The sequence below is a fragment of the Tsukamurella hominis genome (assembly GCF_965137015.1).
Taxonomy (GTDB): Bacteria; Actinomycetota; Actinomycetes; order Mycobacteriales; family Mycobacteriaceae; genus Tsukamurella; species Tsukamurella hominis.
This window is the reverse complement of sequence record NZ_CBCRZG010000030.1, coordinates 1-15922: the sequence shown is the minus strand read 5'-3', so window position 1 is coordinate 15922 and position 15922 is coordinate 1. Positions and strand designations below refer to the sequence as shown.

Annotated in this window: 12 protein-coding genes; all 12 read left to right on the top strand. The window is 69.1% G+C overall.

Translation table 11 applies throughout. The features are described from left to right. Window positions 1-4: 4 nt before the first annotated feature. The 12 genes from ACM9LD_RS23235 to eccD all read left to right on the top strand — a co-directional run bounded on the left by ACM9LD_RS23235 (window position 5) and on the right by eccD (window position 15672). A complete protein-coding gene (locus tag ACM9LD_RS23235; RefSeq protein ID WP_415678889.1) occupies window positions 5-400 on the top strand; it encodes a hypothetical protein in 396 nt (131 codons plus the stop codon). A gap of 347 nt (window positions 401-747) precedes the next feature. Further along, on the top strand, window positions 748-1425 hold the full coding sequence (locus ACM9LD_RS23230; protein ID WP_415678888.1) for a hypothetical protein: 678 nt from the start codon (window positions 748-750) through the stop codon (window positions 1423-1425). A gap of 32 nt (window positions 1426-1457) precedes the next feature. Next, on the top strand, window positions 1458-3794 hold the full coding sequence (locus ACM9LD_RS23225) for a hypothetical protein (RefSeq protein ID WP_415678887.1): 2337 nt from the start codon (window positions 1458-1460) through the stop codon (window positions 3792-3794). Window positions 3795-3813: 19 nt separating this feature from the next. After that, window positions 3814-5292 (top strand): type VII secretion protein EccB, encoded by a 1479-nt coding sequence (gene eccB / locus ACM9LD_RS23220; RefSeq protein WP_415678886.1) that lies wholly within the window; start codon window positions 3814-3816, stop codon window positions 5290-5292. A gap of 11 nt (window positions 5293-5303) precedes the next feature. Continuing rightward, window positions 5304-9368, top strand: a complete 4065-nt coding sequence (eccCb, locus tag ACM9LD_RS23215) for a type VII secretion protein EccCb (RefSeq protein WP_415678885.1) — start codon at window positions 5304-5306, stop codon at window positions 9366-9368. A 102-nt stretch (window positions 9369-9470) separates the two neighbouring features. Beyond that, complete coding sequence (locus ACM9LD_RS23210; protein WP_415678884.1) at window positions 9471-9770, top strand: PE domain-containing protein; 300 nt, start codon at window positions 9471-9473, stop codon at window positions 9768-9770. 10 nt (window positions 9771-9780) lie between these two features. Next, window positions 9781-11190, top strand: a complete 1410-nt coding sequence (locus tag ACM9LD_RS23205) for a PPE domain-containing protein (RefSeq protein WP_415678883.1) — start codon at window positions 9781-9783, stop codon at window positions 11188-11190. Window positions 11191-11290: 100 nt separating this feature from the next. Next, complete coding sequence (locus tag ACM9LD_RS23200) at window positions 11291-11590, top strand: WXG100 family type VII secretion target (RefSeq protein ID WP_415678882.1); 300 nt, start codon at window positions 11291-11293, stop codon at window positions 11588-11590. A gap of 36 nt (window positions 11591-11626) precedes the next feature. Beyond that, on the top strand, window positions 11627-11914 hold the full coding sequence (locus tag ACM9LD_RS23195; protein ID WP_415678881.1) for a WXG100 family type VII secretion target: 288 nt from the start codon (window positions 11627-11629) through the stop codon (window positions 11912-11914). A 220-nt stretch (window positions 11915-12134) separates the two neighbouring features. Continuing rightward, complete coding sequence (locus ACM9LD_RS23190; RefSeq protein WP_415678880.1) at window positions 12135-12938, top strand: ESX secretion-associated protein EspG; 804 nt, start codon at window positions 12135-12137, stop codon at window positions 12936-12938. 71 nt (window positions 12939-13009) lie between these two features. Further along, window positions 13010-14158 carry a MinD/ParA family ATP-binding protein gene (locus tag ACM9LD_RS23185; RefSeq protein ID WP_415678879.1) on the top strand — a complete coding sequence of 383 codons (1149 nt, stop codon included), beginning with the start codon at window positions 13010-13012 and terminating at the stop codon, window positions 14156-14158. Beyond that, window positions 14155-15672 carry a type VII secretion integral membrane protein EccD gene (gene eccD, locus ACM9LD_RS23180; RefSeq protein ID WP_415678878.1) on the top strand — a complete coding sequence of 506 codons (1518 nt, stop codon included), beginning with the start codon at window positions 14155-14157 and terminating at the stop codon, window positions 15670-15672. The genes ACM9LD_RS23185 and eccD overlap by 4 nt, the downstream gene beginning before the upstream one ends. Window positions 15673-15922 lie beyond the last annotated feature (250 nt).

Below are 15922 nucleotides of genomic sequence, written 5' to 3'. Positions count from 1 at the left end.
GGCGATGGCGTTCTTCAAGGAAGCGCAGGAGGCCCAGGACAGGGTCGACCGCACGCTCAAGGCGATCACCGCTACGCGGCGGATCGGCAATGAGTTTCTGCAGCGTCAGAAGGCGGTGCGCGGCGAGGCAGGCAACGACTGGGTCGACCTCGAGTTCGACGTCTTCGGCCGCCTGGTGCGGCTTGAGATCGCTGATGGCGCCACCGAGGCGCTCGATCACCAGGTGCTCGAGGAGATGATCGAGCAGCTGGCGATCGAGGCGAGCGGACGGGCCCGGGCAAGCAATGTCGAGGCAGAGAACGTGATCGAGGAGATGACTGCGGCGTTCCAGAGCGAGTACGGCGAGGACCTCGGGGCCAACGTGTTCGACGAGGATCGGCAGACGGAGGAGCGGCGATGACGCAGGGCGGCGGCGAGCTGTACGTGGAGGAGGGTTCCGCCTCCGGCCTGGCGACGGCGTGGCAGGCTCGTTTCACCGCGGGGGCCGCCTCGGTGGCTGCGGGGACGCCTCCGGCGCCGGCCGACGCGAGCGCGGCGAGCGCGGCGTTGGCCGTGGGGCTGGCCGAGCATGTTGCCGGTCTGGGTTCGGGAGCGTCAGCGGCCGGTGGGAGGGCTGCGGAGCAGGCGAGCGCCGCAGTCGCCGGCGTGCAGACGGTGGTATCGACGGATGCGCGCAACGTAGGGACGGTTACCGCTCCGCCTACACCGGCGGGCTAATGGTCGCGGCAGTTCGGGCGACAGGCCAGAATGAGCCGCATGACCGAGCCTCAGCAGCCGCACCAGCACGTTCCGGCGCCGCCGGGTGAGCCGACACCGGGTGTTCCCGGTGGTGTGCCTATGCCCGCGCCGGCGGCGCCGTACTTCGCGCCGCCCGCCGTCGCGGCCCCGCGGCGTGGCGGCATCGTCGCGATCGCGATCGCGTCGATCGCCGCGGTCTTGGGGTTCGTGGCGCTGGTGGTGGCGATTGCGCAGCCTGGCAGCGCCGCAGAGCCGCAGGTAGCAGCCACCGCGACCTCCGTCGCGGCAAGTTCACAGCCGAGCGCGTCGACGGCCGCTCCGAAGAAGGTGTGGACGAAGGCGGAGATCTGCGATCGCTGGCGCACTGACGACGGTCGAATGACGTACGTGTGGAACCGCATGGTTCCTGAAATCGCCGCCGCGGTGATCGCCAAGGACACGTCGCAGTCGCAGACACTGCGATCGGCACTTAGCGCTTCGAGCCTGGGGGCGCTCACTGAGTTCAAGGAGATGCTGGACTCCGCCGAATCGGGCGACTACGTGGCCACGCTCGAGCAGTGGAGGAAGGCGCGGCTGGCGCTGTTCGCCGAGGTGGGCCTGAACTGGGAGAAGGTCCGCACGGACCCGCTGGTCGACCAGGTGAACGCCGCGAAGGACGCCGCGACGGCTGCCTGCGGGGGCCGGTAGTGCTTCCGCCGACCGGCCGCTACGCAGCCGAGATGATCGGAAGCCACTACCCGTCGGGCGGCGAGGCAGCAGCGCAGGCCGCGGCGTCCGATTTCCGTGCGAAGGCCTCGTCGCTCGCTCAGGCCGCCGACGGTGCACGGTCTGTCCGGACTCAGCTGCGTGAGGTGATGTGGTCAGACGACGGGTTCGCGAAGTGGTATCCCGGGGCGGAGAAGACCGAGGGCCTCGTAGAACAGCTGAGCCAGGCCGCATACAAATCTGCGACCTTGGCTGGCGGGCCCGCGGCCGCGAAGATCAGCGACCTTGAGTTCAAGATCCACGGCATCGTGGACCGCGCACACGAGGCGATCGGCGCCATCGAGATGCGCGCCGTAGCGACCATGACTCCGATCGACGTGATGATGGCTGAAATCGCGGCGGTCATTGACGCGGCGCGCACTGCAGTCGCGGCTGCTGACGCTGAAACGGCCGCGGAGCTCACAGCGCTATTGAGCGATACCAGCCAGTACGCGTCGATCCTCTCGCAGCTGTCGACTCCGGCCGCGTTCCCGAACGGCGGCGGAACTGGCGGCAGTGACTCCGGAGACGTGCAGTACGAATGGGCCGACGACGATGCGACCGCGCCCCAGCCACCGGCGACGGAGCAGGCTGACTTCAAGCCGGGCGATGAGGGTGGAACAGAGCAGGCTCCCACGGAGGGGGGCACAGACACCGCTCAGGTGCCCGAGGAGGGCGGCACGGAGCAGCCGTCCGGCGATGGCACGGGCAGCGGCGGCGAAGAAGCACAAGTGCCTGGGGAGGGCGGTACTGAGCAACGACCTCACACGCCGACGTCACCCGGATCAGGGACCGGTACGCAGTCGCCGGTGTCGTCGGCTGGGTCCAGTATGCCTTCGATGCCGTCGACTCCCTCGATGCCGTCGACCCCTTCGATGCCGTCGACTCCGTCGGCTCCGTCGTTGCCGACGTCGGGGTTGGGTAGCGGGGGGTCGCCGCTGAGTAGTGGGCTGGGGGCCGGTACGGCGGATCCGGCCGCCAGCCTGGGCGCGGGCGCGGGACAGTCGCGGTTTGGGCTGGCGGGGCTTCCGGGCGCGATGCCGCCGGCGGTGAGTCCAGCGGCGGCGTCGGCGCTCGGCGGTGGTGGTTCTAGCGCGGGTGGCGGTAGCGGGGGCGCTGTGACGCCGCCTGCGCCGCGGGCGGTGACACCGTTGGCCGCGTCGGCGCCCGCCCCGGCACCGTCGGCGCCGGTGGTTTCGTCGGGCCCGGCGGTGTCGGCTTCTCCGGTGTCGGCGACCGGCGGTACGTCGGCGCCGATGACGCCGATGCTGCCTCCGTATTCGATGGGCGCGGGCGGTACGCACGGTGCGGCGACGCCGCCCGCGGCGGTGACGCCGGCGGCGCCGGCTCAGCAGGCGAGTCCGTCGACGGGCGCGCAGACGCCGGGTTCGACGGTGGTCGCGGCCGGCGAGGGCACGCGGCGGGCGGTGGCTGGAGCGAAGGCATCGCAGGGCCCGTCGAGGGAAGGCAAGATGGCCGAGCAGCTGTGCTTGGAGCTGGTCGCGGCAGCGCCAGCGGCGTTGCTGGACTGGGCTGTCGCGGTGTTCCGGCCTTCCGAGGACGCGCAGCCGGTATTGCTGGTGACCTCCAATATGGGGCCGAGTTACATCCCGCAGGGCGTGCTTTTGCCGTCGACGGCCCGGAACCTGCTGAGCAGCGTCAGCGAGGGCACGCGGACGGCGTTGACCGGCGCGATGGACCCGGTCCACATCATCACCGAGTACGCGCGGCACGACGTGCCGCAGGGCACGGTCGTGGCGGTGGCGACGACGTCGACGGGTTCGTCGGCGGGGGCGGCGGAGCTGATCCGCGTGTCACGGCAGGCGGCGTTGGCGATGCCGGCACCGGTGGGCGCGGGTCGGCTGCATCGCCTGCGTGTCGCGTGGCCGGACGTGGCCGCGGCGATCGGCCGCGTGGCGCCGGATCGGGCTGTACACCTGGCCGGTGCGTTGACGTCGCTCGCGGCGGTCGGCAGTGACGGCTCGGGGCCTGCGGTGCGAGACGAAGGCTCGTTGAAGATCCTGACGACGCTGGGGCAGGGCACCATGCCGTCGGATGCGGAGTGGACGGCGTTCCGGGACGCGGCCGCGTTGGCCGAGGGTGAGACGGGCGCGATGCGGCCGCCGCCGGGGCAGTTGCTTGATCGGCTGGAGCTGGACCGGTACATGAGCAGGTACCAGCTCGAGCGGATCCGGGAGATGCTGCTGCTGTGGCGGTGGTTGCCACCCTCGCTCGAGGACGTCGCGTACTGCGCGGCGGAGGCTGGCGCGGACCGGCGCGAGATGCTGGCGATGATCGAGGCGGAGGGGTAGAGCGGAAATGCCGCTGAATTTGACCACGTGGGCGCAGATCAAGGGCACGATGCTGCTGCGGCGCAGGTTGTCGCTGGCGATGGGCCGGCGCTCGACGAGGATGCAGAGCGATGTGAGTCGACGGCAGCGGCTGGCGATGATCTGTTCGTTGTCACTGGGTGTGCTGCTGCTGATCGGTGCCGCGGTGCTCTCGTTCTTCAAGCCTCAGGGGACGGTCGGGGAGAAGGTGATCCTCGCCGACCGCGACTCGGGGCAGATCTACGCGCGGATCAACGACAGGCTGTATCCCGCGCTGAACGGGATCTCGGCTCAGCTGGCGACGGGCTCGGCGTCGAAGCCGGAGTTCGTGCTGGGGTCGGAGATCCGGAAGTGGCCGACGGGCCCGCTGATCGGGATCCCCGGTGCTCCGTCGCAGATGCCCGTGGAGGTGCCGGCGAAGTCGCAGTGGGCGGTGTGCGACAGCGTCGATTTCACCTCGGGCAGCTCGGTGGTGACGGAGACGACGGTGCTGGCGGGTTCGCTGGCGCCGGGCAAGGTCACGCCGATGGCGGATGGCCTCGGCGCGGTGGTCTCGTTCAACAGCAAGACCTACCTGGTGCACGACGGCGTGCGCAGCGAGGTTGCGTTGGATGACGGGGCCGTGACGGCGGCGGTGGGGATCGGATCGGATGCGGAGGCCCGCCCGGTGAGCCGCGCGGTCTTCGACGCGATCCCGGCGAGCGGGGAGCTCTCGCGGCCGGTGATCCCGGGCGCGGGTAGCGCATCCAACCTGGGCCTGGGCTCCGGGATCGTGGTCGGTTCGGTGGTGCGGTCCTCGTCGCCGGACGGATCGAGTCAGCTGTGGGTCGTGCTGCGCAGCGGCGTGCAGCAGATCACCCCGGTTGTCGCGCAGGCGATCGCGTCGAGCGCATCGTTCGGCACGGAGGCCGCTACGGCGGTCGCGCCGGACGTGCTTGCCCGGGCGCCGCATGTGCAGGATCTCGATTTCAGCGCATGGCCGACGCGGGCAGTGAGGCTGGCGACGCGGGCAGCGAACGTGCTGTGCCTGAACTGGTCGCGGACGGGCACAGCGCAGGATCAGCAGGCGTCGGTGACCACGGGCGTGTCCGCCGGGCTGCCGTTGAGCGCGGACCAGCTGGAGCGCGTGAGCCACCTGGTACGTGATTCGCGGCCCGGTAATCAGGCGACGTCGGTGTACTTCGCGCCGGACGCGGGGAACTGGTTCCAGGCGACGGGCACCGCGGCCGATTCCCCGGCGCGGGAGAGCTTCTGGTGGTTGTCGCCTTCGGGAGTGCGGTACGGGGTCAATCCGGATTCGGGTGATCTCAAGGCGCTGGGGCTCACGCGCGAGCCGGCGGTGGCTCCGTGGTCGATCCTGGGCCTTCTTGCCCCGGGGCCGCGGTTGAGCCAGTCGGAAGCGCTGCGGCAGCAGAACACAGTGACGGCAAAGGACGAGGTCGAGACGCTGCCCACGCAGCAGGCGACCTCGGGGAACTGAGGGGACGAGGCATGTCGACGACAGAAGGATTCGTCCCGCCCTCGGGGAGCGGGCCGAGCGGTCGCAACGGCGGCGGCTCGATCGAAGTCAAGAAGATCCCGGTGGCTCCGAAGCCGGTGGAGAAGAACGTCTTCTCCGTGATCGTGCCGGTGCTCTTGGTGGCCGCGGTCGTCGGCATGGTGGCGTTCTTCGTCACGAGCGGCGGCTGGGGATCGGGCGGTGGCATCGGCACGATGTTGCTGCCGATCATGGCGCTCTTCATGGTCGGGTCGATGCTGATGATGAACATGCAGCGTCGGGCCGGCGGCGAGTCGCCGACCGAGATGGCCAAGGAGTACTTGGGCGACCTCGACGAGACCCGCGACGAGGCCAACCGGCTCGCAGAGATCCAGTACTCCATCGATTGGAGCCGGCACCCTGACCCGTCAGCGCTGGCGAGCATGACCCGCACGGGCCGGATGTGGGAGCGGTTCGAGTCCGATCCGACGCGGTTCCTGGCGGTGCGCCTCGGTGTCGGCGCCACGGCGCTCGACGTGGAGTGGAAGGTCGAGGAGAACGCTCGGGAGGAGGACCTCGAGGTCGTGTCGGCGATGGGCTGGCGCGATCTGCTCAACAACACCAAGGAGATCCCGAACACCCCGCGCGTGTACAGCTTCGCGGCGCAGCCGGGGTTGGCGCTCTTCGCCGATGATCGGGCCGCCGCTCAAGCCGTGGCGCGGGCCGCGGTGATGCAGGTCGAGACGTGGCATTCGCCGGACGACGTCCTGGTGATCGTGATCTCCGACGATCGGGATGCGTGGGAGTGGACCAAGTGGTCGGCGCACTCGCACCATCCCACGCGCAAGGATGCGATCGGCCCGATCCGGATGCTGTATCCGACGGTGGAGGCCTTCCGCGCCGACTGGGACTCCGAGCTGCAGCGACGCGGCGAGTTCACCCTGCCCAAGAAGGGCGGCGACTCGACGATCCCGGCGGATCCGTACCTGTTCATCGTCGGCGACATGGGGACGATGAACTGGTCGAGCGTGATCCCGCCGTTGGGTGTGGGTCGTACGGCGTTCCTGGACTTGTCGAGCCACACCGACGGTCCGATGGCGCAGACGCCGAAGACGGTGATGCTGCTGCGCGAGACGAAGCTGATGGTGCCGACGCGGATGGGCGGCGAGGAGCTGTTCGCGGTCGAGGCGGACACGGCGACGGTCGGGACGGCGCACGCGTTCGGCCGCGCGATCTCACGTTGGCGGCCCACTACGCGCGCGAGCCAGCTGCTCGACGGGGCGCAGCGGATCAGTCCCGATCTGCGGCACTTGCTGGACATCCCGGACTTGGTCGACATCGACTTCGCGAAGTTGCGCCGCCGGTTCACCGGCAGGAACCGGTTGAAGCTGCCGTACGCGGTCGACTACGACACCGGCCGCCCGGTGACTCTGGATCTCCGCGAGCCGGCGGATCACCAGGGCCGCGGGCCGCACGGCATGGTGATCGGCATGACGGGCTCGGGGAAGACGGAGCTGCTCAAGACGCTGTACACGATCATCGTGATGACGCAGCCGACCGAGATGTGCCAGATCTTCGCTGGCGACTTCAAGTACGACGTTGCGTTCCCCCAGTTCAAAGCCTTGCCGCACAACCTGGGCATGGTCTCGAACACCGACCAGGACAAGAACAAGGCGTACCGGTTCGCCGAGGTGATGCTGGGCGAGCACAAGCGCCGGAGCACCATGCTCGGCGAGGTCGGCGCGAAGGATGCGCGGGAGTGGAACCGCCGCCGCGCGGGCGGCGAGGATCTGCCGGCGATGCCCGCCCTCGTGTGCTTCTTCGACGAGTTTCCCGAGATGCTCAACGAGTGGCCGGACCTGGGCGAGTTCATGGCCCGCATCGTCAAGCTCACCCGCGCCACCTGGATCCACATCATCGCGGCGGCGCAGGAGGTCTCGCACTCGCACGTCGGCAAGATCGACAAGCAGCTCAAGTTCCGTATCTGCTTGAAGGTCGAGGACATGGACACCTCGTCGACGGTGCTGAACAACCGGTGGGCGCAGGAGATGGACGACGAGCCCGGGGCGGGCTTCATGCGCGTCAACCAGGACATCGTGCACTTCAAGTCGTGCTACGTCGGTGGCATGTTCACGCCCCGCCGCCGGCCCCGCCGCACGTCCGTCATCGACGGCGAGGTCGTCACCGGCGACGGTGCACCCGGGCGCTTGTTCACGTCCCGCGAGGTCGAGGCCGCCGCGCAGGTCGAGGAGGTCGACGTCGCGGAGGAGCTCGCACCGCTCGAGCTGCCCGTGATCGAGACGATCGTGGACCAGTTGCTGGCCCTCAAGGAGCCGCGCTTCCATGAGATCTGGCTGCCGGAGCTGAGCGAGACGCGCAGCGTCGAGGGTCTGGTGGGACTCGATTGGCGGGAGCGGTATGGCAATCCGGAGGAGCTGCTGTCCTTCCCGTATGGAGTCGAGGACGAGCCTGCGGCGCACGCGCAGCACATCCTGCGCGCTCGCACGCTACGCAACAACGTGGGCATCGCGGGATCGACGTCGTCCGGTCGGTCGACGGCGGTGCAGACGCTGATCGCGTCGGCAGCGTTGACGCACACCCCGGACCAGGTGCAGTTCTATGTGATCGCGCTCAGTACGTCGATGATGGGCCTGGCGGATCTGCCGCACGTCGGATCGGTCGCCGGCGCTGCAGAGTCGGAGCTGATCCGCCGGACGCTCGCCGAGGTCGAAGACATCGGCCGGCAGCGCGAGCGTCGGTGGTCCATGCACGGTGTCGCGGATATGGAGGACTACCGGCGCCGCCGGGATACCCAGCCGGAGATCGACGACGGCTTCGGCGATGTCTACCTCGTGATCGACAACTTCAACCGGCTCTACACCTCGATGATGGACGAGTACGAGGCGGTCCTGGCGCTCTCGGAGTGGTGCATCGGCTACGGGATCCACCTGGTGCTCACCGCGGACTCCTGGCTGGACTACCGCAAGGCGGCCGACCGTCTGGGCGTGATGATCGAGTTGAAGATGAACAACACGCAGCACACGGAGATGGGCCGCGAGCCGACGATGCTGCGCGACAAGCAGGCACCGTTCGGGCAGGCGAACGTCCCGGACGACACCCCAGGCCGGGGTGTGTCCGAACGCGGCTTGCAGATGGCGATGGCCGTTCCGACGTTGGACACCGGCCTACCGGTCTCGAGCGAGCAGACGATCCCCGCATCGCTGCTGGAGCTGGTCGCCGCGGTCCGCGAGGTCACTGGCCGTAGGCGAGCCCGCGCGGTCCGTAAGCTCCCGAGCACGGTGAGCGTGCACGAGCTCGTCGCGCAGGCCGGACCGGAGTACTCGTCGCGCAACCGCAAGATCCTCCTCGGTATGCGCGAGACGGACCTGCTCGGCGCGCAGATCGACTTGAGCCCGGGCGGCGACGAGCACCTGGTGGTCATGGCCTCGGACGGCTGGGGTCGCAGCACGACGATGCGGACGGTCACTCGGGGCGTGCTGGACGCCTTCGCGCCGGAGGAAGCCCTGATCTACGTCGTCGACCCGCGGCGCAAGCTGAGCAGTGCGATCGACCCCGCGCGGCTCGCGGGGTACGCGACTACGAACGACCAGCTCAAGGCCATGTGCGCGGAGATCGGCGCGCTCCTGCAGCCTCGACTTCCACAGGAAGGGCTCTCCCTCACCGAGCGGATGGTCTCGTCACGGCGATGGGACGGGCCGGAGATCATCTTGATCGGCGATGACCTGAATCTGATGGAGACGCCGGCGAACGACATGTTCATGGGCGCCGACAACGCCTGGCAGGGCGTCGTGCAGTACGTGCAGCGATCGGCGGAGGTAGGCCTGCACGTGCTGGCCGCGACGTCGGCGAGCCGGTACATGACGATCGAAGGGGATCCGCTGCTCGGCCCGATCGTGACCGGCGCGACACCCATGCTGCTGGGGTCGACCCCGGCGGACCTGGGTTTGATCCGCGACAAGCTGCGAGCAGGGCCGCTTCCGCAGGGCCGCGGCTGGTTGTTCAACAGCTCGTCGGGATCGCGGGTCGCGCTCCAAGTCGCGGTTTCGGACACCGAGTAGAAAGCTTGGGAAAAGTTCGTACACGCTCAGCCCCGAAAGGCTGCCGAAGTGCTGTACGTTCTGCCGATAGGCATGAGTTTCGCATCACGAAAGGGGCATTTCATGAGGGACATGATGGTCGAGACCGCGAGCCTGTACACCGGCGCGACCACCACGGCGGCGACCACCGCAACGCGGTCGGCGATCGAGGCGGCCAGCGCACCTGCGGTGACGGCGGTCCTGCCGGGCTCGCTCGATCCCGCATCGGGTGTGGCGTCGGCGCGGTTCGCCGCCCAGGGCGCCTCGTCGGTGGCGATGAGCGCGCTGCAGACCCTGTTCATCAGTGAGTTCGCGGCGTCGCTCGCGGCCAACGGCGCGGCCTACGACGCCACCGAGGGCGCGAACACCATCACGATGGCCTAGGTGATGCATCGTGGTTGATTACGGAGTCGAGACACCGGAGGTGAATTCGGGTCGGCTGCTGGCCGGGCCCGGAGGTGCGCCGATGTTCGCGTACTCGGCCGCGATGGCAGCGAAGGCCGCGGCGCAGGAGACGCAGGGTGCGCAACTGCTCGCGACGATGGGGCAGCTGACGTCGACCTGGACGGGCACGTCCAGTGACGCGGCGAAGGCCTCCATCGCGCAGATGCGCAGTTGGATCGACCGGGAGGTCGCGAGGACGGCAGCGACCGGAGCGGCCGCGGCGGAGAACGGGCGCGCCCTGGAGACCGCGCGAGCGACGACACCACCGGTGCCGGCGATCGCGGAGAACCAGACCGAGTGCGTATCGCTGGTCGCCAGCAACATCATCGGCCAGAACACCGGCGCGATCATCGCGAACCGCACCGCGTACTTCGGAGGCCTGTGGCCGGCCGCAGCAGCGGCGGGCGCGGGATACATGGCGTCGACGCTGGCCACGACGGCATCCCTGCAGCCCCCGGAGCCGCCACGACCGATGGTGTTCAGCGGCGGCAACGGGGTCGTGGCCGCGGGAGTCGCGAACGCCTATGCGACCGCGGCGGCGGCCGCGCCCGCGTCGCTCGCGCAGCGTGCCGAGCTGACCGGGTACAGCATGCAGCAGTTGGCGACGATGGTGCTCACCACTGCGGCCGGTGCGGGCACGTGGGCCGAGTTCGAGGCCGCGCAGCCCGGACGCGAGGCGCCGGTGGCCGCCGCGGACGCGGAGAACCGGGCTGGCGAGAAGCAGGCGATCGCGGATCGGAAGTCGAACCCCCTCGACAAGGTCTCACCGGATCAGCTCGCGCAGCAGGGCGGCATGTTTCAGCAGGCCCTCGGACCGCTGACCTCGCTGCCGTCGACGGTGTCGTCGGCCGGTGGGCAGGTCCTACAGGTGCCGCAGCAGTTTGCGAGCATGGGACAGAGCTTCACGTCGCCACTGAGCGCGGCAGGCGGGCTGCAGTCGACATTGCTGGGCGCGACGCAGTCCACGCAGGCACCCTCGGCTGGACCGGCGCTAGCAGCGGCTCCCGCAGGCCTGGGCGCCGGCGCCGGGGCCGGCATGGGCGGTCTGAGCGCGGGCACGCTCCCCGCGAGTAGCGCGTTGGGAGCGGGGATGCGATCGCCGTTGGCGTGGGCGTCGGCCGACGCCGGGCGTGTCAAGCTCCCGCTGAGCCGCTTGACTGCGGCCAAGGCCGCGGCCTCTGGCGCGCTGGCGTCGCCGATGATCCCGCCAATGATGCACAACGCTCCGGTCGGTGAGAAGCGGCGCAAGCCGGAGGAGAAGACGGAGACGAAGTCGGAGGAGGCGGTGCCCGATTTCCGGGGCTACTTCGCTCACGAGGACCGCAGCAACCCGCCGGAGGAGGTGAGGTCCGAGCGCTGATCGGCCGGCGTGACCGGGTGGAGTCACGCACAGCACCGACCACCAACTCCACTCACCGTGATCGCAACACACACGATTTTCAGGACGAAAGGACAGTCAGATGTCATTGACAGTTACCCCGGACATGCTGGATGAGGCCGGAGTCGGCCTGGCGAAGATCAGCTCGGAGGTCTCGGCAGCGTGCAAGGGCCTGACGAGCGTCTCGCAGGCGACGTTCGGCTCCTCGTGGCACGGCCCGGCCGCGACGATGGCGCAGACCTCGGAGACCGAGCTGCTGACCAAGGTTCGGGTGACGGAGACCCACTTCCAGTCGCTCTCCACGCGCCTGCACGCCGGCGCCACACGCTACCGCGAGGCGGAGGCCCGCGGCACGAAGATCATGGGCCCGATCTTCACGTAAACCCACTACCTCACGACCCCAAAAAGGAGGATCGACATGGCATACAAGTACGGATACGCCGAGATCAACACGTTCAGTCTCGCGGTCGGCAAGACCACGGCCACGCTGGAGGGGCTGCGCGGGAATGCGCTGGCGACGCTGGCGAAGGTGCAGGACGCGTGGGGCGGTTCGAGCTCGGGCGCGTACGTCGCCGAGCAGACCAATCTCAACGGCATCTTCACCCGGCAGATCGAGGGCGTGCAGACCTACGGCGTCAAGATCAAGACGGCCGCGACGACGATGCTGCACCAGGATCAGGGCATCGGGAAGACCTTCGTGGTCTAGGAGCGTCATCGCTTGATGTCGCAGCGCTCTCGAGCTCGGGCGGCGCGGAGCGGTGGGTGGTGCGAGCGCGATGCGCGCTCAAGCCGCCCACCGCTTTCGTTTGGACCGACCGCAATGAACACAGAGGATTGACGCGATGAGCTGGGACTTCAACTTCACCGAGGAGCCGCCGGCAGCTGCTCGGTCGGCTGCCGAAGCGGCCGCACCGGACGCGGTGCTCGTGATCCCCGACCTGCATCCGAACGGGGTGTGGGCGTTGCAGGCGCTGGCCGATGTACGGGAGCTGCCGGCGATCCTCGCGCTGCGCCCGTACCTGCCGCAGAGCGAACCGCCGACCTTGACGTCGCCGGTCGCGGTACAGCTGCGCGAGGCCGGCCTGCTGACCGACACCGGACTGCCGCGCGACGACGTCGCGGCCTGCATGTTCGCCGGCGGGCTCCCCGACATCGAGATCGACATGCTCTACCAGCGCGGCGAGGAAGTGATGACGGGCGCCATCGTGCGTCGCGACGACGTGACCGCGGCCTTCACCCGCTTCAAGGACTCGGTGACCATGACGCAGCTGCAGGTCGCGTCGACGAGCCTCGACCCGGTGGTCGACGAGCTGATGACCTTCCTGGGAAATCCCGCGCCGTCGCCGATGCGTGACGTGGTGCTGCCGAAGGAAGACTTCAACGACATGGCCGAATGCCTGATCAACAGCGCCTCGCCGGCATCGGACCTGTGCGAGGTCTACGGCCTGTCCGTCGAGCAGGCGAGCCAGCTCGTCGACACAGTCGACAAGCCGGAATGGACGGTCGACCTCGGGGTGCAGGTCCACAAGAGGTTCGCGAAGTCAGCGATCAGCCCCGGTGGAGTGCACCTTGCGATGACGCGGTCGGGGTTGATGACGACGTTCTCGTTCTCCTCCCGCGATACGGAGTTCATGTCGATCACGAAGGGAACCAAGGGCAACATCCAACGGGCCCTCGCAGAAGCGGTGAACAGCCTGGGTACGGGCAGTTGGGGCGAGCACCGCCGGTAGGCCGCCCTGTTGGTCGCCCCGCGGGTGGCGGGCGCTTAAAGTGCGGAGCGAACGAGGAGGACACTTCACCCATGAGCGACGATTTCTTCAACAACTTTGTCGACGCCGAACCGCAGCAGCAGAACAGTCCGCCGCCGTCGGACCGCCGGGGAGGCCCTGCACCGCGCCAGGGGCAGCCTCCGCAGCCCCCGCAGGCACCGATCCCGGACGACCTCGACCCCGACGCGTACGAACAGCAGCCCCGCCAGGAGCCGCCCGGCCGGCACCAGATGGCGGGACCGGGCGAGGCACCGGGCGTGAGCCAGATCCGCGCCGGCGACCTGATCAAGCGACATCGGGAGCGCCCGACGCGCGGCGCCCGCAAGTGGCTGATGGCGTCGACCTTCAACACGATCAACCCGGGCCAGTCCAAGGACGAGAAGTACGAGAACTTCCTGATCTCCAAGGCGGATCGGGACCTGCGCAACCCGCATCGCACCGCGATCTGGACGATCAAGGGCGGCGTCTTCAAGACCCCGCTGACGCTGGGGCTCGGCTCGGCGTTCGCTCACTACCGCAATGACCGGATCATCGCCCTCGACGCCAATCCCGACCGCGGCAACATGGTCGACCGGATGGAGCATCCGACGGTGATGAACTTCCGCACCCTGGTCAACGACCCGAACATCCACAAGGTCAACGACGTGCGCGCGCACACCGCGAAGTCGTCGGTCGGGCTCGAGGCCGTGGGCAGCGTGAGCAACCTGGGTGACAACAACGAGATCACCGGCGACGAGTACAAGCAGCTCCTCGAGACGGTGGAGCGGTTCTACGACGTGATTCTCACCGACTGCGGGACCGCCAGCGGGCACGACGTCATGGCGACGGTCTTCGCCAACACCGACCAGCTGATCGTGCCGACGACGACGAAGGTCGACACCGCGTCGAAGGCCCGCGACACCCTGGAGTGGCTGCGGCTCAACGGCTACGAGGCGCTGGCGGCCAAGGCGATCGTGGTCATCAGCGACGCGCACGACAACGCGACCAAAGACAGCATCGCCTCGTTGAAGGAGACCTTCGGCGGCAACCAGCGCCGGGTGCGCGTCGTGCCGTACGACCCGCACATCGACGAGGGGACGGCGTTCATCTGGGACCGGCTCCAGCCGGCCACGCAGCGCGCCCTCCTCGAGATCGCCGCGGACGTCTCCGACGGCTTCGCGGAGGCGGGAGGCCACCGATGAGCGCGGGTATCGCAGAGTACGACGACCAGGCGGCGCCGGCGGTGACCCGGGTGAGCGCGGCGCCGCCGGTCTGCAACATGGCGTTGCTGGTCGGTGACGACCTGCAGATCGACGTGCAGCTGCCCGCCACGGTTCCGCTCGGCGAGATGATCCTGGACTGCTGGGACACGATCGCAGCGGAGATGCAGCGCCGCGGCTACGAGCCGACGGAGTCCCCGACCGACTCTCCGGGGGTCTGGTCGTTGGCCCGGGTCGGCGGTATGCCGCTGGATCCGGAGCAAACCCTGGACGACTACGGCATCAAGGATGGGACGCTCATGGTGCTCACGAACACCCCGACGACCCCGAAGTTCGAGCCGATGATCGAGTCGGCGGCGACGCTGGTCGCGAAGACCAACGCCGACTCCTTCCGCAAGCTCACCCCGGCCGACGCGCGGTGGGCGGGCGCCGGGTTCCTGGCAGCCGCGACCCTGCTCAGCTGCGCGGTGGCGTGGCGGGCGTGGGTCGTCGACGCGTCGGTGCTGCCGGGCATCGTGCTCCTGGTCATCGCCGCGCTCGAGGCCGCCGTGGTGACGGTGGCCGTACGGCAAGCGACGGAGGACAGCACACCGTTGGTGCGGATCCTGAGCGTCGCAGCGATCGCACCCGCCGCCGTCGGAACAGCGGCACTGCTGCCCGGCTCGCTGTCGGCCGGCCACCTGGTCGCCGCGACCGCGGTGATCACGGGCCTGTCGATCCTGACGCTGCAGCTGCTCCGCACCAACTACATCGTGCTCACCGCGATGGCCTCGGCGGGAGCGCTCCTGCTGCTCCTGTCGGTGTTACGCGCGCAGTGGCACTGGAGCTACGTCTCAGCCGGCGCGCTCGTTGCGATCATCGCGATGGTGCTCCGCGGCTACGACTGGCAGATCGCGGCCCGCCTGGCCGGAATCGCGCTGTCGGCGTTCCCGTCGGCCACAGGCCGGTTCGTGTTCGCGACCACCTCGCCTGATCGGACGGCGCCGATGGTGCCGGATCCCGACCATCCGATCCCGTCGCCGCAGGTGATGGCCGAGAAGTCCCGCCGCGGCAACCAGCAGCTGACGGGCCTGACCGTGGGGATGGGCATCGCACTGGTGGTCTCGACGGTGCTGATGGTCGACCCCGAGGGACCGCGGCGCACCGTCGCGCTGATCCTCGCCCTGATCCTAGCCGCGATCGTCGTGCTGGCGGGCCGCGACTACGTGGACCGCTACCAGGCGGTGATCGTGACGGCGACCGGCCTGGCGATGGCCGGCGGCGCGGTGACGCGCTGGGTGTGGGTGTGGCCAAGCGGCGCGTCGATCGCGATCGTCGCGGGCCTGATCTGGCTGGTGGCCGCCGGCGGACTGGTGGCCGCTGTCGCCGCGCCGAAGGTCGAGTTCAGCGCGGTCACCCGCGGCGCCGTCGAAGCGATCCGGTACGTGCTGATCCTGTCGGTGATCCCGCTGTGCCTGGTCGTGCTCGACCTGCTCACCGCGGTCCGGAGGCACTGAGATGCGGCGGCGCAGTTGGACTGCGGCGTCCGCCGCAGCGCTGGTCCTCGTGGCGTCGACGCTCGGCACCGGCCCCGCGATGGCCCTGGATCCACCACGCCCCAACCCTGGTGCCGCTCCGAAGGACGGTTGGCTATGACAGCTTGAAGAGGCCCCGGCTCGACGGCTAGACCTGGCCCCGTTTGCGACTCGCCGGTGGTGTTGCGACGGTTTGATCTGGCCCCACCTGATGGTTGCTCGTGAACATCGT

Excerpts from the sequence above, each read along its gene's own strand:
- ACM9LD_RS23235 (WP_415678889.1), top strand. The coding sequence starts at position 5 with ATGGCGTTCTTCAAGGAAGCGCAGGAGGCCCAGGACAGGGTCGACCGC.
- ACM9LD_RS23230 (WP_415678888.1), top strand. The coding sequence starts at position 748 with ATGAGCCGCATGACCGAGCCTCAGCAGCCGCACCAGCACGTTCCGGCG.
- ACM9LD_RS23225 (WP_415678887.1), top strand. The coding sequence starts at position 1,458 with ATGATCGGAAGCCACTACCCGTCGGGCGGCGAGGCAGCAGCGCAGGCC.
- eccCb (WP_415678885.1), top strand. The coding sequence starts at position 5,304 with ATGTCGACGACAGAAGGATTCGTCCCGCCCTCGGGGAGCGGGCCGAGC.
- ACM9LD_RS23210 (WP_415678884.1), top strand. The coding sequence starts at position 9,471 with ATGAGGGACATGATGGTCGAGACCGCGAGCCTGTACACCGGCGCGACC.
- ACM9LD_RS23200 (WP_415678882.1), top strand. The coding sequence starts at position 11,291 with ATGTCATTGACAGTTACCCCGGACATGCTGGATGAGGCCGGAGTCGGC.
- ACM9LD_RS23195 (WP_415678881.1), top strand. The coding sequence starts at position 11,627 with ATGGCATACAAGTACGGATACGCCGAGATCAACACGTTCAGTCTCGCG.
- ACM9LD_RS23185 (WP_415678879.1), top strand. The coding sequence starts at position 13,010 with ATGAGCGACGATTTCTTCAACAACTTTGTCGACGCCGAACCGCAGCAG.
- eccD (WP_415678878.1), top strand. The coding sequence starts at position 14,155 with ATGAGCGCGGGTATCGCAGAGTACGACGACCAGGCGGCGCCGGCGGTG.